We start from the raw sequence: 18,805 nt of genomic DNA, 5'->3' as shown, positions 1-18,805 counted from the left end.
GGGCATAGGCAAGGCGCCCTTTCGACGCAACGCAGGATCGCCATGACCCCCGATTGGATGAGCGCCGGCGCGGCCCACGTCTGGCGGCCCTATTGCCAGATGCAGACCGCCCGGCCGCCCTTGCCGGTGGTTGCCACGCACGGTTCGCGGCTGGTCCTGGCCGATGGCCGGGAACTGGTCGACGGCCTGGCATCGTGGTGGACCGCCTGCCACGGCTATAATCATCCGCATATCGCCCAGGCCCTGCGCGACCAGATCGAGCGGATGCCGCATGTGATGTTCGGTGGCCTGGCGCACGAGCCGGCCTACCGACTGGCCAAGCGGCTGGCCGACCTGTTGCCGGGTGACCTGAACCATGCCTTCTTCGCCGAGTCGGGCTCGGTGGCGGTCGAGATCGCCATGAAGATGGCGCTGCAGTTCCACATCAATCGCGGCGAGACCGGACGCTCGCGGTTCCTGTCGTTCAGGGGCGGCTATCACGGCGACACCCTGGCGACGATGACCGTCTGTGATCCGGAGGAGGGCATGCACAGCCTGTTCTCGGGCGTCATGCCGGCCCAGGTGATCGCCGACCTGCCGCGCGACGCCGAGGGCGAGGCGGCGCTGGACGCCCTGCTGCAGGAGCGAGGCGGCGAGATCGCCGCCATCCTCGTCGAGCCCCTGGTCCAGGGCGCCGGCGGCATGCTGCTGCATGGTCCCGACACCCTGCGAGCCCTGAGGCGCCTGGCCGACACCCACGGGGTGCTGTTGATCTTCGACGAGATCTTCACCGGCTTTGGCCGCACGGGATCGATGTTCGCCATGCAGGCGGCCGGGATCGAGCCCGACATCGTCACCCTGTCCAAGGCCCTGACCGGCGGAACATTGCCGCTGTCGGCGGCGGTTGCCAGCACCCGGGTGTTCGAGGCCTTCCTGTCGGACGATCCCGAAGCCGCCCTGATGCACGGCCCCACCTATATGGCCAATCCGCTGGCCTGCGCGGCGGCCAACGCCTCGCTCGACCTGTTCGAGGATGGCGCCTGGCGAGCCGATGTGGCGCGGGTCTCGGCCGCCCTGGCCGAAGGGCTTGAGCCCTGCCGGGCCGCGCCGGGCGTCGTGGATGTTCGGGTGCTGGGCGCAATCGGCGTGGTCGAGTTCGACGCGCCGGTTGCGGTCGGCGATCTGTGCGCCCGGTTCGCGGAAGAGGGCGTCTGGATCCGGCCAATGGGCAAGGTCATCTATCTGACCCCGGCCTTCACGACGCCCGATGCCGACCTGACCTTGCTGACCCGGGCGGTGCGCCGCGTCATCGGGGCCGATTGACCTTCAGGGGCGCGTCTGGTCCAAGCGGCCATGTCTTCCAATTCACCCCTGTCTGGTCTGGAACGCCTCGCCATTCTGGCGATCATCCTGACCTGGGGCGTGAACAATGCCGCCGCCAAGGTGGCGACCGAGCACCTGCCGCCGATGATGGTGGGCGGCCTGCGGTTTGGCCTGGCCCTGATCTTCCTTATCCCGTTCATCCGGCCACCGTTTCCCGAGCCCAAAAAGCTGCTGGGCATCATCCTGCTGTCGGGGCCCATCCATTTTGGCCTGATCTATGTGGCGTTCGGCATGGGCCAGTCGCTGAGTCCGCTGGTCGTGGCCAGCCAGCTGTGGATTCCGTTCACGGCCGTCGCGGCCTGGCGGATGCTGGGCGAGACCATGCGCCTGCCCGCCGTGATCGGCCTGTTGATCGCCTTCGTCGGCGTGGCCTGGATGAGTCTTGACCCGCATGGGGCCGGGGATCTTCCGGCCGTGGCCCTGGTCATTGCGGCCTGCGCCTGCTGGGCGGTGGCGACGGTGCTGGTGAGGATGACCCCGGGGGTGAAGCCGCTGAAGGTTCAGGGGCTGACGGCCATAGTCGCCGCCCCGACCCTGATCGCCATGTCCTTTACCTTCGAGTCCAATGTAGTCGAGCGGGTGATGGCCGCCCCGGCGATCGCCTGGGCCTGCGTAGCCTTCGCGGGCATTGTCTCGACCATAGGGGCCAGCGCGCTGCTGTTCTGGCTGGTCCAGCGCCGCGAGGCGGGCCGCGTGACGCCCTATTTCCTGCTGACGCCGCTGGTGTCGTGCACGATCGGCATCCTGTTTCTGGGCGACCGCCTCACGCCGCAACTGCTGATCGGCGGCGCGGCGACCCTGGCCGGCGTGGCCCTGGTGGCCCTGACCGAGAAGCGGGCGGCCAAGCCCGAGGCCATGACGGCCGAGACGGTTTAGGGGCGCGTTTCAACGACCCCGCGCTGTCGCTGCGAGGGTGACGGAAAGGGTCGCGGAGCTTCCGGGCTCGCCCGGAGGAAAATAGAAAATACCGTTTCGACGAAGCCGTCCGCTCCGCGTGGTCGTTATCCATCAGCGTCCCGTCAGGTGGCCCTGTTCAGGCCTTACCGGGAGCCGGTCTCTCGCGTTTCCGCAAGAAGCCGGCGGTCGAGGCGGGCGAGCCAAGCAAATGACTAATGAACACACCCGTCTGCCCTCATCCACGCCGACGGCGGGCGGGTCTGGCCAGCAACCAGATCCCCGGACCGGTCGAGTATCCCCCTCGACCCCAGTCCCGCTCGATCACCCCCCGCCGCCGCAATGGTCGCTGGCCTTGCGCCCTTTCCCCGCGACGAGGTGGGTACAGAATACGGTAGGTTTTCAGGGGGCTGCGTCGATTGTCTGGACGCCCGTGTCGACGCCCGGAAGCGTGACGCTCAACAACGCCCGTCATCCCGGGACTTGTTCCCGGGATCCATGGGTCGGCCGCACGGTCGGTGGATCACAAACCCCTTACAGCGCAACGGAACGATGGGTCCCGGGGACGAGCCCCGGGATGACGGAGATTGTATGGGGAAGTTCGTGATGCTCCTCCGCCAGGGGGGAGGATTTGAGGCGTCTATCCCCGTGCCTATCAGGGGACAGCGCGCGGGTTATCCGCGCGCCAGGCGCCGCTGACTCTACTTCACCACACCGCAGGCCACCCGCGCGCCTGCGCCGCCGATCGGCTGGCTGTTGTGGTCGTCGGGGTTGGCGTGGACGACGATGGCCGAGCCGTCGGCGTCGAGCAGGGCCGGGCGGCCGCCGGCGCCCTTCAGCGAGACCAGCGGCGAATAGAGCTCGGCCATGGCGACGCCGTCCGCGCCGGCATGGATGTTGGGCAGATCGCCATTGTCGTTGCCGTCAGGGTTGAGCAGGCCGTGGACGACGGAGGCGGTGGTGTGGACGTGGGCGCCGGCCGACTTGAAGTCTGGCGTGCCGCAGTCGCCCTTCTCGTGGAAGTGCACGCCGTGCCAGCCGGGCGTCAGGCCTTTGAGCTCCAGACGCAGCAGCACGCCGTGCGGCGCTTCGGTGAGGGTGGCCGTTCCGAGGTCCTTGCCATCACCGGCCTTGACGGCGGCGGTTGCGGTCTGGGCCCCTGCGGCCGGGGCGGCGGTCTGGGCGAAGACAGCGCCGGGGGCGGCGAGGAGGAGGGTGGCGAAGGTGGCGGCGGCAACGGCGGAACGCATGGGAAATCCTTCAAAAACAAGCGGACGGGGGAGGCTGCTGTCCCGGAAAGGTGGCGCCGCCCTTGGGGGAATGCTAACAGTTAAAGACAGTTCCGTGTTCGATTCTGACGGCGAAAAATCCCCTTGAGCGACGATCAAATCACTACCCCTCCCGAAGGGCCGCGAGGGGATATCGCCCCGATCTTCATCGAGGACGAACTGCGTCGCTCGTACCTCGACTACGCGATGAGCGTGATCGTCAGCCGCGCCCTGCCGGACGCGCGCGATGGTCTCAAGCCCGTTCACCGTCGCGTGCTGTTTTCGATGCACGAACAAGGACATACGCCCGATCGCTCCTATGTGAAGTCGGCCCGCGTGGTCGGTGACGTGATGGGTAAGTATCACCCGCACGGCGACGCCTCGATCTATTTCACCCTGGTCCGGATGACCCAGCCCTTCTCGATGGGGCTGATCCTGATCGACGGCCAGGGCAATTTCGGTTCGGTCGACGGCGATATGCCGGCCGCCATGCGCTACACCGAGTGCCGGATGGCGCCCCCGGCGCTGGCGCTGCTGGCCGACCTCGACAAGGACACAGTCGACTTCCAGGACAATTATGACGGCAAGGAACAGGAACCGACGGTCCTGCCGTCACGGATTCCCAACCTGCTGGTCAATGGCGCGGGCGGCATCGCCGTCGGCATGGCGACCAACATCCCGCCGCACAATCTGGGCGAAATCATCGACGCCTGTCTGGCCATGATCGATGACCCCGAGGTCAGCGCCGAGACCCTGCTGGACATCGTGCCCGGTCCCGACTTCCCGACCGGCGGCGAGATCATCGGCCGCAGCGGTCCGCGCCAGGCCCTGCTGACCGGCCGCGGCTCGGTGATCATGCGCGGCATCGCCTCGGTGGAAGAGATCCGCCAGGGCCGAGAAGCCATCATCATCACCGCGATCCCGTATCAGGTGAACAAGGCCAATCTGGTCGAGTACATAGCCGAACTGGTCCGCGACAAGCGGATCGAGGGCGTCAGCGACATCCGCGACGAGTCCAACCGCGACGGCATGCGCATCGTGGTCGAGCTGAAGCGCGACGCCTCGGGCGACGTGATCCTCAACCAGCTGTACCGTTTCACGGCGCTGCAAAGCTCGTTCGGCGTCAATATGCTGGCGCTGAACCGCAAGCGCCCCGAGCAGATGGGCCTGTACCAGCTGATCGATATCTTCGTGAAATTCCGCGAAGAGGTTGTCGTCCGGCGTACAAAGTTCGAGCTGGGCAAGGCGCGCGATCGTGGCCACGTGCTGGTGGGTCTGACCATCGCCGTCGCCAATATCGACGAATTCATCCACATCATCCGCTCGTCCAAGGATCCGGCCGAGGCGCGCGAGCGCCTGGTGGCCAAGGCCTGGCCGGCCGGCGACATGATGCCCCTGGTCGAGCTGATCGCCGACCCGCGCAGCCTGCACGAAGAGGGCGGTCTGATCCGTCTGACCGACGAGCAGGCCCGCGCCATCCTGGCCCTGACCCTGTCGCGTCTGACCGGCCTGGGCCGCGAGGAAATCGGCAACGAGGCGCAAGCCCTGGCCGAAGCCATCCGCGGCTATCTGGACCTGCTGTCGGACCGCGCCAACATCATGGCCGTGGTCCGCGAGGAGCTGGTCGAGGTGCGCGAGAAGTTCGCCGTGCCACGCCGCTGCCAGATCGTCGACGGCGACGCCGACGTGGAAGATGAAGACCTGATCGTCCGCGAGGAAATGGTCATCACCGTGACCATGGGCGGCTATGTGAAGCGCACGCCGCTGGCCAATTACCGCACCCAGCACCGGGGCGGCAAAGGCAAGTCGGGCATGGCCACCAAGACCGAAGACGCGGTCACCCGCGTGTTCTCGGCCTCGACCCACGCGCCGCTGCTGTTCTTCACCTCGGGCGGCAAGGTCTACAAGCTCAAGGTCTGGAGGCTGCCGCTGGGCGCCGCCAATTCGCGCGGCAAGGCGTTCGTCAATCTGCTGCCGATCGAGCCGGGCGAGACCATCACCTCGATCCTGACCCTGCCCGAGGACGAAAGCACCTGGGACCGCCTGGACGTGATGTTCGCCACCCGCTCGGGCAGCGTGCGTCGCAACAAGCTGTCGGACTTCGTCGACGTGCGCCGCAACGGCAAGATCGCCATGAAGCTCGATGACGGCGACGGCATTATCGGCGTCGGCGTCTGCGGGACCGAGAACGACATTCTGCTGACCACGGCCGTCGGCCGCTGCATCCGCTTCTCGGCCGATGAGGTCCGCGTCTTCGCCAGCCGTGATTCGACCGGCGTGCGCGGCGTGAAGCTCGCCGAGGGCGACGAAGTGATCAACATGGCCATCCTGCGCGGCGTCGACGCCACGCCGGCCGAGCGCGCCGCCTATCTGAAGCATGCCCGCGCCATGCTGCGCGCGGCCGGCGAGGAGGGCGACGACGCCCCGGCGCCCGAGGAGGCCGACGAAGAGGTCGGCGAGGCCAGCCTGACGCCGGAACGCATCGCCCAGCTGGGCGCGGCCGAGGAGTTCATCCTCACCGTCTCGTCTGAAGGCTTCGGCAAGCGCACCAGCGCCTATGATTATCGCCGCACGGGCCGGGGCGGGCAGGGGCTTACGGCCCAGGATCTCTCCAAGCGCGGCGGCCGCCTGGCGGCCTCGTTCCCGGTCGAGGACAGCGACGAAATCCTGCTGGTGACAGACGCCGGACAGTTGATACGGTGCCCCGTCTCGCAAATTCGTGTTGCAGCGCGGAATACTCAGGGCGTAACCGTGTTCCGCACCGCGAAGGACGAACATGTCGTGAGCGTGGAGCGGCTGGCTGACGCCGGCGGCGGCGACGACGATCAGGGCGAATCAAGCGGGGCGGACTAGACCCCGTAGAGCGCCGATAACGCAGGGGGTTGCATGAGGGTCGGGCTTTATCCCGGAACGTTTGATCCGGTCACCAACGGCCATCTCGACATCATCGGTCGGGCCGTGAAGCTGGTCGACAAGCTGGTGATCGGCGTGGCGGTGAATATCGGCAAGGGGCCGCTGTTCTCGCTCGAAGAGCGGGTCGCAATCCTTGAGCGGGAAACCGCGCACCTCAACAAGCTGGCGGTGATCGAGGTCAGGCCCTTCGACAGTCTGCTGATGCACTTCGCGCGCGAGGTCGGGGCTCAGATGATCGTGCGCGGCCTGCGGGCCGTGGCCGACTTCGAGTACGAATTCCAGATGACCGCCATGAACCAGCAGCTGGATCGCGAGATCGAGACGGTGTTCCTGATGGCCGATCCCCGGCACCAGGCCATCGCCTCGCGGCTGGTCAAGGAGATCGCGGCCCTGGGCGGCGACATCTCAAAGTTCGTGCCCGCCGGGGTCGGCGAGCAACTGGTCGCCAAGCTACGCAAGACCTGAATCAGCGGGTTTGCCGTGAAGCTGTCGAAATCATAGGCTTCAACACGGCGGACTTGTCGCGGGGGCGTCGTCGTTCTACGCCCCGTCTGCCTTTCTGTTCGGGGATTTCCATGAAGCTTGCGTATTCCGTCGCCGCTCTGGCGCTGCTGGCCACGACCGCTGTCGCGCACACGGCGTCGGCCCAGACGCCGCCCGCTCAGTTTGGCGACTGGCGCACGCCCGATCCCCAGAACGTGCTGGTCATCGAGACCAACAAGGGCCGGATCATCGCCGAGCTCAGCCCGCAGGCCGCTCCGGCGCATGTGGCGCGCATTCGCGAGCTGACCCAGGCCGGCTTCTATGACGGCCTGACCTTCTTCCGCGTCATCGACAGCTTCATGGCCCAGACGGGAGATCCCGACAACACCGGCGCGGGCGGTTCGGACAAGCCCGACATGACGGCCGAGTTCACCTTCCGCCGCGGCGCTGACACGCCCCTGGCTGCGCCGGGCAAGGTCGGCAGCAACGAGACCGGCTTCGTCGGCGCCCTGCCGGTGACCAGCCAGCCGGCCGCCCTGGCGGTGATGACCGCCGACCGCAAGGTGGCGACCTGGGGCAATTTCTGTCCGGGCGTTCTGGGCATGGCCCGGGCCAACAATCCCGACAGCGCCAACAGCCAGTTCTTCTTCATGCGGCAGTACTATGCCTCGCTGGACAAGACCTACACCGCCTTTGGCCGGGCCCTGTCAGGCCTGGACGTGATCCGCGCGATCAAGGTCGGCGAGCCAGCGCCCGATCCGCAGGACCGGATGACCAGCGTGCGACTGCTGGCCGATCTGCCGGCCGACAAGCGCCCCTCGGTTCAGGTCATGGACACCCGCGGCCCCGCCTTCGCCGCCCTGGCCGCCAAGCGCCGGGCCGAGATGGGAGCCAGCTTCAGCAATTGCGACGTCGAAATCCCGGTGCAGATCAAATGAAGCCATCCGCCGTTGTCGTCCTGGGCCTGAGCCTGGCTGTTCTGGCCAGTCCGGCGCTGTCCGCTTCCAGGTCCAAGGGCAAGGCGCGAGGCGTCGCCCCGCCCGTGGCGGCCGACTGGCGGGTCCCCGACCCCGACAACGTGATGGTGATCGACACCAACAAGGGCCGGGTGGTCGTCGAACTGACCCCCGAGGTCGCGCCCGGCCACGTGACCCGGATGCGCGAACTGACCCGGGCCGGGGTCTATGACGGCCGCACCTTCTTTCGGGTCATCGACCGGTTCATGGCCCAGACCGGCGACCCGAAGGACAATGGCGAAGGCAATACCGACAAGCCCAACCTGAAGGCCGAGTTCACCTTCCGGCGGACGGCCGCGACGCCGTTTACGCCGGCCGCCGCGCCGTCAGGGCTGCAGGTGGGACTGCTGGGTTCGCTGCCGGTGTTCAGCCAGCACTGGAGCTGGAACGAGGTCACGGCCGACGGCAATGTCTCGGCCTGGGGCACCTATTGCCCCGGCGTGGTGGGCATGGCCCGCGACGACGACAACAATTCGGCCAACAGCCAGTTCTTCCTGATGCGCCAGCCTTATCCGTCGCTCGACAAGCGCTACACCGCCTTTGGACGGGTGATCAACGGGCTGGAGACCATCCGCGCCATCAAGACGGGCGAGCCGGTGGCCGCGCCTCAGGACCGGATGGAAAAAGTGCGGATGCTGTCAGACATTCCCGAGAAGGAGCGTCCCAGGGTGCGGGTGATCAACACCCAGGGCGCCTGGTTTGCGGGCGAGATTCGCCGCCAGCGCGCGATCAAGGGTGCGGATTTCTCGGTCTGTGATCTGAAGATCCCGGTCGATATCCGCTAGCCTCTCACCCTTTTGGGGCGAGCGGCGGTTCACAGCGGGGGGAAAAGCGCGCTAGAAGCGCCTTCACCATTTCGCACCCAAGGGATGACCATGTCGGCCGACCTCGAAAACACCCTGATCCTCACGCTGGAAAGCGGCCCGGTCACCATCCAGATGCGCCCCGACCTGGCCCCCGGCCACGTCGACCGCATCAAGGAACTGGTCCGCGAGGGCTTTTATGACGGCGTGGTCTTCCACCGCGTGATCCCGGGCTTCATGGCCCAGGGCGGCGATCCGTCGGGCACCGGCCGTGGCGGCAGCGACAAGCCGGACATCAAGGCCGAGTTCTCCAAGGAAGCCCACGTGCGCGGCGTCTGCTCGATGGCCCGGACCCCCGATCCCAACTCGGCCAACAGCCAGTTCTTCATCTGCCTGGACGACGCCACCTTCCTCGACGGCCAGTACACCGTCTGGGGTCAGGTCTCCGAAGGCATGGACCACGTCGACGCCCTGCCCAAGGGCGAGCCCCCGCGCACGCCGGGCAAGATCGTCAGCGCCAAGATCGCCGCCGACGCCTGATCGGGCTTCTGCTGAATACGAAGACGGCCCCGGAGCGATCCGGGGCCGTTTTTGTTGGGGCTTGGCCGGGTCCGAAACCGGCGTCGGAGCCGAAGACCGCTCACGACCCCACCCAGCCATTTGCGATGTTCGCCTTGGGCGCCAGTCGCCGAGCCGGCGGGTGCGCAGTCTCTCGCAATAGTTGCGCCACCCGGACTTTATCGACATAGTTCGGTCAGTATCGGGGGATCATATGAACATGTATTTCGTCGCCGGCGGCGTAGCGCTCGGCGTCTTCGCCATTGGATTCCTGATCGCGCTTGTTCTGCGCCGTGTGGTCCCGACCAACGAAGTTCACATCGTCCAGCGCGGGCGGTCTCGCGTCAGCTACGGCGCCAGTCAGTCGGCCGGAAACGTCTACTACGAGTGGCCCGCCTTCCTGCCCAGGATCGGCGTCCTGGTGACCAAGTTCCCGGTCTCCATCTTCGACGTGAACCTGAAAGACTACGAGGCCTACGACACCGGGCGCCTCCCGTTCCGGGTGGACGTGCAGGCGTTCATGCGGATCGCAAAGTCGGACACGGCGGCGGAAAAGGTCGCCAATTTCGACGAGCTGCAACATCAGCTGTCTGGCATCCTTCAGGGCGCCGTCCGGAACGTGCTGGCCACCCACAAGCTCGAAGACATCCTCGAAGCCCGATCAACCCTGGCCGAGGCCTTTACCGCCCAGGTGGACAAGCAGCTGCTGGCTTGGGGCGTCGAGACGGTCAAGAACATCGAGTTCATGGACATCCGCGACAGCGCCAATTCGGAGGTCATCGCCAACATCATGGCGAAGGAAAAATCCCGCATTGACCGCGAGAGCCGGGAGGCCGTGGCGATGAACAGCCAAATGGCCCGGACCAAGGAGATCGAGGCAGAACGCATCGTCGAGGTGAACAAGCAGGACGCCCTGCAGCAGGTCGGCATGCGGACGGCCGAGCAGGAGAAGCAGGTCGGTATCGCCAAGCAGGTCGCCGAGCAGGAAGTTCTGGTCGCCCAGAAGGACACCACCGAACGCGAAATGGATGTGAAGCTGGTCGCCGATACGCGCTCCGCCGACATCGCCAAGGGGGTCGCGGAAGTCCAGGCCGCCCAGGAGCGTGAGGTCATGATCATCCGGGCGGAGGGGCAGCGCCGTCAGCAGGTCATCGCCGCGGAGGCTGAACGTCAACGGCTGGAGCTGGTCGCGCAAGGAACGCTGGCGCAGCAGAAGCTCGACGCCGAAGGACTGCTGGCGCAGGGCCAGAGCCGCGCCGAAGCCGAGCGGCTCCTGCTTCTGGCGCCGGTCTCGACGCAGATCGAACTTGCCAGGGAGATCGGCGGTAACGACGGCTACCAGACCTACCTGGTGCGTGTGGAGCAAATCAAAGCCGGGCAGGCCGTGGGTGTCGCCCAGGCTGAGGCCCTGAGCGCCGCCGACATCAAGGTGATCGTGACTGGCGGCGACGTGCCCGGGGGCATGAGCAGCATCACCGACGTGTTCAGCGCGAGGGGCGGCCAAGCCTTCGGAGCGATGCTGGAGGGGCTGGCTCAGACAGACGCAGGCAAGGCCGTGGTGGAGCGGGCAACGAAGGGCGCTGCAAAGCCCAAAGAGTAGCGTCGTGCAGGTCCGTTCGGCCGCCGACGGGCATTTCAGCAAACCGCGCCGCTCTCAAGGTCGTCTTCCCACCGCCGGAGGACGATCGCAACGTTCGCTGTCTGCGCTGACGGCAGATCATCAACTGCCGTGTCTCCCTCATTCAGGGGCGAGGCGCTGGGCGACTAGTCGCGCCGCAGCTTGACGATGATCGGCCGGTGATCCGAACCCAAGGCCGGCCCGCGCGTGACGCTGACGGTCTTCCAGGCCTTGCCCGCATAGACGTGATCGATCGGCAGGAACGGGGCCGGGGCATTGGCCAGGCGCGAGAAACGGCCCGACGGCCAGGAGGGCAGGGCGTGGGTGCGGCGCTCAAGGCCCAGGGCCTTGTCCTGGCGCTTGAGCGTGAACGACCAGGGCGTGGAGTTGAAGTCGCCCGTCAGGATCATGTCGGACTTGTCGAAGCGGGCCACGGCGTCGACCAGCCGCTTGCCCTGCTGCTGCTGGGGACCGGCGGGCATGGGCCAGACATAGTGGATGCCGGCCACCGTGAAGTCGCCCTTGGGGTCGGCCAGGGTCGCCCAGGCGCCGGCCAGGTCGTGACCCTCCGGATAGAAGCCATTGCGCGCCAGCATGCGCTTGCGGCTGAAGATCATGGTCCCGCAACGCTTCTTGCCATCGCAGGTGACGGAGAAGGGGTAGTAGGCCTTGAGGCCCTTGACCGCCGGCCCCGACATGCCGCCGGCCTCGACGATCACCACGACGTCGGCGTTCTGGTCCAGCAGCCAGCGCAGGGCCACTTCGGGCGTTTCGTTCTCGTGCCAGATATTGAACTGGATGACCTTCAGATCGTCGGGCCGCGACGCCATCCGCTTGGCGCCGGCGGCGGCCAAGAGTTCGGGGCCCATCAGGATCGCGCTGGCGATAACCGCAGCGCCGCCCAGGCCGACAATCACCGAGCGCTCGCCATGACGCGAGAAGATCCAGCCCATAGCGATCGCGCCCACGCCCATGGCCAGCCACAGCGGTGTCAGGTGGGTGAACGCGTCCAGGCGATCGCTGAACACGCCGCCCAGGCAGGCGACGGCGAAGCCCGCGCCGACCACGCCCAGCATCAGGCCGGTGCCGCGGAAGAAAAGGCTCAGGAGTCGAAGCAGAAGATCCATGGCCAGCCCATAACACGGACGCGCATGACAGCGATGACTTCAGTCGCCGGCAAAGTAGAGGAAGCTGATATTGCGCATCGGCTCGGCGCCGATCCGCAGGCCGCCGGTCAGGACGCTCTGCGGCGGTCCGGGCGGGCCTGCGGCCCTGGCGGCTTTCAGGGCGGCGAGATCGAACACGCCAGCGAACACCACCTCGCCGACGCGGGGATCCTGGCCGCGAAACACCACCTCCTGACCGTCGACCCGATAGCTGTTGGGCAACAGGCGGAAGCTGACCGTGTGATAGACCTGTCCCAGTTCGTTCTCGGCCGTCGGGCTGGTGACATCCTCGAATTCCAGGAAGAAGGGCCCAAAGTTGCTGGGACGCTTGCCCTCTTCCCAGGACGCGAAGTCGCTGGGCGAGCCCATGTTGACGGACTTCAGCTTCCAGTTCCCGACCTGAACCGGCGTCTGCGTGAAGTAGTAGCCGAAGACGTCCAGCGTGGCGTCGCGCTGGAAATTGGCCGCGGCGGGATCGGTCGTGGGCTTGGCGGGCGGCGTGGCGGGCGCCGTGGCGGCGGGCGCGCCAGGAGGCGCAGCAGGCCGGTTGTCACAGGCGACGAGCAGAAACGGCAGCAGCGCGGCGCAGGCCAGCAGGCGTTTCATGACGATCTTCCCCCGAAGACTATGGTTATTCGGGAGATTGGCGCCGCCGCTCCCGGCTTGTCCATGGCGCTCGCGTGGCGGCGAGTATCTTGACCTGCGGGCCTCGCCGTGTCCTTGAAGCCGCCCCATGCGCCTTTCCGACTTCGATTTCGTCCTGCCCGAGGACAACATTGCCCTGCGTCCAGCCGAGCCGCGCGATTCCGCGCGTCTGCTTGTGGTGCGGCCGGGCGAGGATGTGGCCGACCAGGTCGTGCGCGACCTGCCTGATTTCCTGCGCCCCGGCGACGCCCTGGTCTTCAACGACACGCGGGTGATCCCGGCGCGGCTGGCGGGTTTGCGCGACGCGCGCACCACGGGTGGCGGCGACGGCGCGCCGGTGCCGGTTGAGGCCACCCTGCATCGCCGCGTGTCGCCCGAGCGCTGGAAAGCCTTCATGCGCCCGGGCAAGCGCCTCAAGGCCGGCGACCGCGTGGCGTTCGGCTCGGACGAGCATCGCCTGGACGCCATCGTGCTGGAAAAGCACGAGGGCGGCGAGGTGCTGCTGGCCTTCGACCAGGCGGGGCCAGACCTGGATATCGGCATCGCCCGCCACGGCGAGATGCCGCTGCCGCCCTATATCGCCGCCAAGCGCGCCGAGGACGACCGCGACCGCGCCGACTACCAGACCGTCTATGCCCGTGAGGACGGCTCGGTGGCCGCGCCGACCGCCGGCCTGCATTTCACGCCCGATCTGTTGGAGCGACTGAAGGCGAGGGGCGTATCGCTGCACTTCGTGACCCTGCATGTCGGGGCCGGCACCTTCCTGCCGGTGAAGACCGACGTGGTGTCCGAGCACAGGATGCACGCCGAATATGGCGAGGTGACCCCCGAGATCGCCGACGCCCTCAACGCCGTTCGCGCCGCCGGCGGGCGCATCGTCTGCGTCGGCACCACATCCTTGCGGCTGCTGGAAAGCGCCACCGGCGAGGATCGCGTCATCCGGCCCTTCGCGGACGAGACCGCGATCTTCATCACGCCGGGCTACCGCTTCCGCGCCGCCGACGTGCTGATGACCAACTTCCACCTGCCCAAGTCGACCCTGTTCATGCTGGTCAGCGCCTTCGCCGGCCAGAAGACTATGCGCGAGGCCTATGAGCGGGCCATCGCCACGGGCTATCGCTTCTATTCCTACGGCGACAGCTCGCTGCTGTTCCCCGCCGAGCCTGACGAGACCTGAGCATGGCGTTCCCCTTCGAGATCTCCGCCACCGACGGCAAGGCCCGCACCGGCGTGTTGAAGACCCCGCGCGGCGACATCCGCACCCCCGCCTTCATGCCGGTGGGCACGGCCGGCACGGTCAAGGCCCTGACCGTGGATCAGGTCAAGGACACGGGCGCCGATATCATCCTGGGCAACACCTATCACCTGATGCTGCGGCCCACGGCCGAGCGGGTGCAGCGCCTGGGTGGGCTGCACAAGTTCATGCGGTGGGACAAGCCGATCCTGACCGACAGCGGCGGCTTCCAGGTGATGAGCCTGTCGGGGATCAGCAAGGTCACCGAAGAGGCCGTCACCTTCGCTAGCCATATCGACGGCTCCAAGCATGTCCTGTCACCCGAGCGGTCGATGGAGATCCAGGCCGACCTGCTGGGCAGCGACATCGTCATGCAACTAGACGAATGCGTTGCCTGGCCGGCCGAGGAGAAGCGGGCCCGCGAGGGTATGGAGCTGTCGGCCCGCTGGGGCATCCGCTCCAAGGCGGCGTTCGGCACGCGCGACAGCCAGGTGCTGTTTGGCATCCAGCAGGGCTCTACGTTTGAAAACCTGCGCCGCGAGTCGTCGCAGCGACTGCAGGACATCGGCTTCGACGGCTACGCCATCGGCGGGCTGGCGGTAGGCGAGGGGCACACGGCGATGTGCGAGGTGCTGGACTATGCGCCCGACCTGCTGCCGGCCGACAAGCCGCGCTACCTGATGGGCGTGGGCAAGCCGATCGACCTGGTCGAGGCGGTGGCCCGCGGCGTCGACATGTTCGACTGCGTGTTGCCGACCCGCTCGGGCCGCCACGGCCAGGCCTGGACCTGGGACGGCGCGATCAACATCAAGAACGCAAAATTCGCCGACGACGATACGCCGCTGGATCCCGGCAGCGATTGCCCGGCCAGCCGCGACTATTCCAAGGCCTATCTGCGCCACCTGTTCAAGGCCGAGGAGATCCTGGGCCAGGTGCTGCTGTCCTGGCACAACATCGCCTTCTTCCAGGCCCTGACGGCGGCCATGCGCGAGGCGATCGCCGAGGGCCGGTTCGAGGCCTTCCGCTGCGACTTCGCGGCGCGGCACAACGCTGCGGGCTAGTTGGGCTTGGGCGTCGGCGGCGTCTGAACGATCGGGAAGCGCGGCTTGAAGCCTTCGGGCGGCGGCGGCATGCCGGGATCGACCTCGGGGATGGGCGCGGGCGGCTTGTGCTGCGGCGTGGCCGGCGGATTGCAGCCCCGCGCCTCGCCCAGGCCCTTCAGATAGGCGCGGCGCACATTGCCCGAGGTGATGGCGCTCTGCACCAGCCGGTCGTGACGCTCGGCGCCGCTGAGCTTGCGCACCCAGCCGCGCATCGGAATCATGTCCTGCGCGGCGCTGGCCACCGCGCCCAGGGCGGCGCTGCCGGCGGCCTTGCGGCCGCGATCCATCAGGTCTTCGTTCTCTTCGGGGGGATGGGCGTCGAGGTCCTCGCCCAGGGCCACATCAAGCGGTGAGATCAGACCGATCAGGGTGGCGCAATTTACGCGCTGCGGCCGGGCGTAGGGATCGCTCATCGCCTCGATGAGGATCGGCGGGATCTTGGTGCGGACAATATTGACGTCACGCAACGGCGCGCTGACCGCGCCGGTGATGCCATCCCGGTTGGCGTCCGACGTGGTCTGGATTTTCGAATCAGCGGGCGGCGTCGGCGCGGGTTGCTGCGGGGACAACGCCGGCGCGCCGGCCAGCGAGAGCGGAAATATCAGGGCGGTGAGCAGGAATTCACGCATAGACCGACCTTATCGCGGCAAAAGAGGCGGCGTCATGTCAAACAACCGGTGAAACCCCGCTTGCGGCTGCGGCGACCCCCGACTATGTTCCGCGCCGCTTCTACCGGCGTCGCCGCGTCGTGAGCGGGCCGGTAGCTCAGTGGTAGAGCATTCGACTTTTAATCGAATGGTCGTGGGTTCGAACCCCACCCGGCCTACCAATTCATGATCCGTGCGACGCCTAGCGCGCGCGGATCCCAGCCAGCAAAACGCCCACTTCAAACGCCGCCGTCGGGCGCGCGTTGCGAGGCGCTCCGGAATGGTCCTGACCGCTAGCCGTGGCGGGTTGGGATGGCTATTACTGCCGGCATGTCCAAAGACAAGGAACGTCTGCTGTTCGACCGCGCGTGGCGCCTGTTGGCCAGCGGGCAGTATGTCGAGGGGTTCGGGCTTTGGGAAAAGGTGCGCTTCAGCCGCGGATCCAGTCCCACCGCAAAGCCAAAGCTCTCCTTTCCGGAATGGACGGGCGAGCCTGTCTCTTCATTGCTGGTGCTGCCCGAACAGGGACTTGGCGATCAGATCCAGTTCGTCCGCTTCCTGCCCGAGCTGGTGGGACGTGGGATCGCCGTGACGCTTTACGCGCATCCGGCGCTTGTTCCCCTTCTCGGAGAGCTCGGCGCGACGGTCAGGCCGGTGGACGGCAAGGCGGCGGTGGCCCGGCACGATGCGTGGATCATGCTCGGCTCCCTGCCGCATCGACTGGGCCTGACCCTGGAGGCGATTTCTGGCGAGCCCTATTTGGCGTCACTGCCCGGACGCCTGGAAGCCTGGCCGGCGCGACTGCGCTATGGCGTCGTGTGGCGGGGCAATCCGGAGCATGCCAATGACCGGCACCGATCTATGTCGGCGGCCGACGCCGAGCGCCTCCTGGGCCTGCCCGGCGCGGTGAGCCTTCACCCGGAAGACACCAAGGCTCGGGACATGGCCGACACCGCCGCGATCATCGAGAAGCTGGAGGCGGTGATCACCGTCGACACCTCGGTGGCTCATCTGGCCGGCGCGATGGGTAAGCGCACGCTGCTCCTGCTGCCCGCCCGGCTGCCGGACTGGCGGTGGCTCCAGGACCGAACCGACAGCCCCTGGTACGCCAGCATCGAGATCCTTCGCCAGCCTCGTCCAGGTGATTGGGGAACGGTCATCGAAAATGCGATAGCATCGCTGTAGCCCAGCCTGTCCGCCGGCCGGACGCTGGTGAGTTTTTCTGGGAGCTTGGGCGCGGAATTCTCAATTGACCCCATCAGCTTGGTGGGGATTAAAGCTGCCTAGCTTGATGCGGCGGACCCAGCGGGGTTTCGGCGCGTTTAAACCGGACTTCGCCGGAACCAGGACGACGATCAGACGATGACCGCCGAGACCGCCGCCGCGATCCGCCCAAGACTTCCGGGGCGCGCCCCTGTCGCCCGAAGGCCGCTGTTTCGACGTCGCTCGGCCATCCCGGGCTTCACCCTGACCCTGGGCGTGACCCTGACGGTCCTGTCGTTGATCGTCCTGATCCCATTGTCGGCCGTGGCGCTGAAAGCCGCCGAGTTGTCACCCGCCCAGTTCGTCGCTGCGGCCTTCTCCGAGCGGGCCCTTGCGGCCTATCGCCTGACCTTTGGCGCAGCCTTCGTCGCCGCCGCCATCAATGGTGTGTTCGGCGTGCTGACCGCCTGGGCGCTGGTGCGCTACGAGTTTCCGGGCAAGGCGCTGGTCAATGCCCTGGTCGACCTGCCGTTCGCCCTGCCCACGGCCGTGGCCGGCATCGCCCTGGCCACGCTCTATTCGCCCAACGGCTGGGTCGGGGCCTATCTGACGCCTCTGGGGATCAAGGCGGCCTACAACCCGATCGGCGTGACCATCGCCCTGATCTTCATCGGCCTGCCGTTCGTGGTCCGCACCATCGAGCCGGTGATGCGCGACCTTTCGGACGACGTGGAGGAGGCCGCCGCAAGCCTCGGGGCGGGCCGGATCGACACGATCCTGCGCATCATCCTGCCGGCCCTGGGTCCGTCCTGGCTGACCGGCTTCGCCCTGGCCTTCGCCCGGGGCATTGGCGAGTACGGCTCGGTGATCTTCATTGCCGGCAACATGCCCTACAAGTCCGAGATCGCGCCTCTGCTGATCATCATCCAGCTGGAGCAGTTCGAGTATGCCAATGCGGCCGCGATCGCCGTGGTGATGCTGGGCGTGTCGTTCCTGATGCTGCTGGTCATCAACGCCGTGCAGGCCTGGGCGAGAAGGTTCTCCTGATGGCGGCTCCGCGTCTTTCCACCGAAGATCCCGCCTGGGCCAAGGTTCTGATCATCACCCTGGTCCTGGCGTTCCTGGGTCTTGTCCTGATCCTGCCGCTGGCCGCCGTATTCGCCGAGGCCCTGCGCAAGGGCCTCCAGCCGGCGCTGGACGCCATCGCCAATCCCGACGCCATCGCCGCCGTCAAGCTGACCCTGCTGACCGCCGCGATCACCGTGCCGTTCAATGTGGTGTTTGGCCTGTGCGCCGCCTGGGCCGTGGCCAAGCACGAGTTTCCGGGCAAGAGCCTGCTGATCACCCTGATCGACCTGCCGTTCTCGGTCTCGCCGGTCGTCGCCGGCCTGATCTATGTGCTGGTGTTTGGCCTGCAGGGCTGGTTCGGCGACCATCTGGTCGACAACGACATCAAGATCATCTTCGCCGTGCCCGGCATCGTGCTGGCCACCATCTTCGTGACCTTCCCCTTCATCGCCCGCGAGCTGATCCCGCTGATGCAGGAGCAGGGGACCAGCGAAGAGGAGGCCGCCGTGTCGATGGGGGCCTCGGGCCTCTACACCTTCTGGCGGGTGACCGCGCCGAACGTCCGCTGGGGCCTGCTGTACGGCGTGCTGCTGTGCAACGCCCGCGCCATGGGTGAGTTCGGGGCCGTGTCGGTGGTCAGCGGCCACATCCGGGGCCTGACCAACACCATGCCGCTGCACGTCGAGATCCTCTATAACGAGTATGATTTCGTCGGGGCCTTCGCCGTCGCCGCCCTGCTGTGTCTGCTGGCGATCGTGACCCTCGTCCTCAAGACCGCGCTTGAAGTCGCCCAGCCCGGCTCGCGCCGGCGCGGCGGCCACTGA

Annotated in this window: 16 protein-coding genes, 1 tRNA gene and 2 pseudogenes; 14 read left to right on the top strand and 5 right to left on the bottom strand. The window is 67.1% G+C overall.

Going from position 1 to position 18,805, the window contains the following annotated elements:
* The first annotated feature begins 42 nt into the window (after positions 1-42).
* Positions 43-1,302: an adenosylmethionine--8-amino-7-oxononanoate transaminase gene (locus tag ACW176_RS17250; RefSeq protein WP_492110006.1), complete on the top strand. Its 1,260-nt coding sequence runs from the start codon at positions 43-45 to the stop codon at positions 1,300-1,302.
* Positions 1,299-2,238 (top strand): annotated as a pseudogene (locus ACW176_RS17245) (DMT family transporter). The gene ACW176_RS17250 and the pseudogene ACW176_RS17245 overlap by 4 nt, the downstream one beginning before the upstream one ends.
* Positions 2,239-2,402: 164 nt before the next feature.
* Here ACW176_RS17245 and ACW176_RS17240 read toward each other — a convergent pair.
* Together ACW176_RS17240 and sodC are read right to left on the bottom strand one after the other, a co-directional pair.
* Positions 2,403-2,644, bottom strand: a pseudogene (locus ACW176_RS17240) (hypothetical protein).
* A 313-nt stretch (positions 2,645-2,957) separates the two neighbouring features.
* Positions 2,958-3,506, bottom strand: a complete 549-nt coding sequence (sodC, locus tag ACW176_RS17235; protein ID WP_492110005.1) for a superoxide dismutase[Cu-Zn] — start codon at positions 3,504-3,506, stop codon at positions 2,958-2,960.
* Positions 3,507-3,629: 123 nt separating this feature from the next.
* Here sodC and gyrA point away from each other — a divergent pair, with 123 nt between their 5' ends.
* From gyrA to ACW176_RS17205, 6 genes are all read left to right on the top strand, one after another.
* The gene (gene gyrA, locus ACW176_RS17230) at positions 3,630-6,377 is read left to right on the top strand and encodes a DNA gyrase subunit A (protein ID WP_492110004.1); all 2,748 of its coding nucleotides are present in this window, start codon (positions 3,630-3,632) and stop codon (positions 6,375-6,377) included.
* 33 nt (positions 6,378-6,410) lie between these two features.
* Positions 6,411-6,902: a pantetheine-phosphate adenylyltransferase gene (coaD, locus tag ACW176_RS17225; protein WP_419321256.1), complete on the top strand. Its 492-nt coding sequence runs from the start codon at positions 6,411-6,413 to the stop codon at positions 6,900-6,902.
* A 110-nt stretch (positions 6,903-7,012) separates the two neighbouring features.
* Positions 7,013-7,858, top strand: coding sequence for a peptidylprolyl isomerase (locus ACW176_RS17220; RefSeq protein WP_492110003.1), 846 nt, complete (start codon positions 7,013-7,015; stop codon positions 7,856-7,858).
* Entirely contained in the window at positions 7,855-8,721 is an 867-nt protein-coding gene (locus tag ACW176_RS17215) for a peptidylprolyl isomerase (RefSeq protein ID WP_492110002.1), read from the top strand. Before ACW176_RS17220 ends, ACW176_RS17215 begins: the two co-directional genes overlap by 4 nt.
* A gap of 90 nt (positions 8,722-8,811) precedes the next feature.
* Complete coding sequence (locus tag ACW176_RS17210; RefSeq protein ID WP_419321259.1) at positions 8,812-9,279, top strand: peptidylprolyl isomerase; 468 nt, start codon at positions 8,812-8,814, stop codon at positions 9,277-9,279.
* A 238-nt stretch (positions 9,280-9,517) separates the two neighbouring features.
* On the top strand, positions 9,518-10,897 hold the full coding sequence (locus ACW176_RS17205; RefSeq protein WP_492110001.1) for an SPFH domain-containing protein: 1,380 nt from the start codon (positions 9,518-9,520) through the stop codon (positions 10,895-10,897).
* A 164-nt stretch (positions 10,898-11,061) separates the two neighbouring features.
* Here ACW176_RS17205 and ACW176_RS17200 read toward each other — a convergent pair whose 3' ends face one another.
* Together ACW176_RS17200 and ACW176_RS17195 are read right to left on the bottom strand one after the other, a co-directional pair.
* Positions 11,062-12,042, bottom strand: a complete 981-nt coding sequence (locus tag ACW176_RS17200; protein WP_492110000.1) for an endonuclease/exonuclease/phosphatase family protein — start codon at positions 12,040-12,042, stop codon at positions 11,062-11,064.
* Between the two features lie 39 nt (positions 12,043-12,081).
* On the bottom strand, positions 12,082-12,687 hold the full coding sequence (locus tag ACW176_RS17195; protein WP_419321262.1) for a hypothetical protein: 606 nt from the start codon (positions 12,685-12,687) through the stop codon (positions 12,082-12,084).
* A gap of 127 nt (positions 12,688-12,814) precedes the next feature.
* On the opposite strand from ACW176_RS17195, the gene queA reads away from it, so the two are divergent.
* Both queA and tgt read left to right on the top strand, forming a co-directional pair.
* A complete protein-coding gene (gene queA / locus ACW176_RS17190) occupies positions 12,815-13,903 on the top strand; it encodes a tRNA preQ1(34) S-adenosylmethionine ribosyltransferase-isomerase QueA (RefSeq protein ID WP_492109999.1) in 1,089 nt (362 codons plus the stop codon).
* Positions 13,904-13,905: 2 nt separating this feature from the next.
* Positions 13,906-15,021, top strand: coding sequence for a tRNA guanosine(34) transglycosylase Tgt (gene tgt / locus ACW176_RS17185; protein WP_492109998.1), 1,116 nt, complete (start codon positions 13,906-13,908; stop codon positions 15,019-15,021).
* Here the strand turns inward: tgt and ACW176_RS17180 are convergent.
* Positions 15,018-15,692, bottom strand: coding sequence for a hypothetical protein (locus ACW176_RS17180; protein WP_492109997.1), 675 nt, complete (start codon positions 15,690-15,692; stop codon positions 15,018-15,020). The genes tgt and ACW176_RS17180 overlap by 4 nt on opposite strands.
* Before the next feature lie 125 nt (positions 15,693-15,817).
* Between ACW176_RS17180 and ACW176_RS17175 the strand changes: the two genes are divergently transcribed.
* The 4 genes from ACW176_RS17175 (at position 15,818) to cysW (ending at position 18,805) form a co-directional block, all read left to right on the top strand.
* Positions 15,818-15,892: transfer RNA gene (locus tag ACW176_RS17175), tRNA-Lys, on the top strand.
* Positions 15,893-16,040: 148 nt separating this feature from the next.
* Complete coding sequence (locus ACW176_RS17170; RefSeq protein ID WP_492109996.1) at positions 16,041-16,895, top strand: glycosyltransferase family protein; 855 nt, start codon at positions 16,041-16,043, stop codon at positions 16,893-16,895.
* Positions 16,896-17,072: 177 nt separating this feature from the next.
* On the top strand, positions 17,073-17,960 hold the full coding sequence (gene cysT, locus ACW176_RS17165) for a sulfate ABC transporter permease subunit CysT (protein WP_492109995.1): 888 nt from the start codon (positions 17,073-17,075) through the stop codon (positions 17,958-17,960).
* Positions 17,960-18,805: a sulfate ABC transporter permease subunit CysW gene (cysW, locus tag ACW176_RS17160; protein WP_492109994.1), complete on the top strand. Its 846-nt coding sequence runs from the start codon at positions 17,960-17,962 to the stop codon at positions 18,803-18,805. Before cysT ends, cysW begins: the two co-directional genes overlap by 1 nt.

The sequence above is a fragment of the Caulobacter sp. FV1ye13L genome (assembly GCF_058681155.1).
This window is presented reverse-complemented; position numbering and strand designations above follow the sequence as displayed.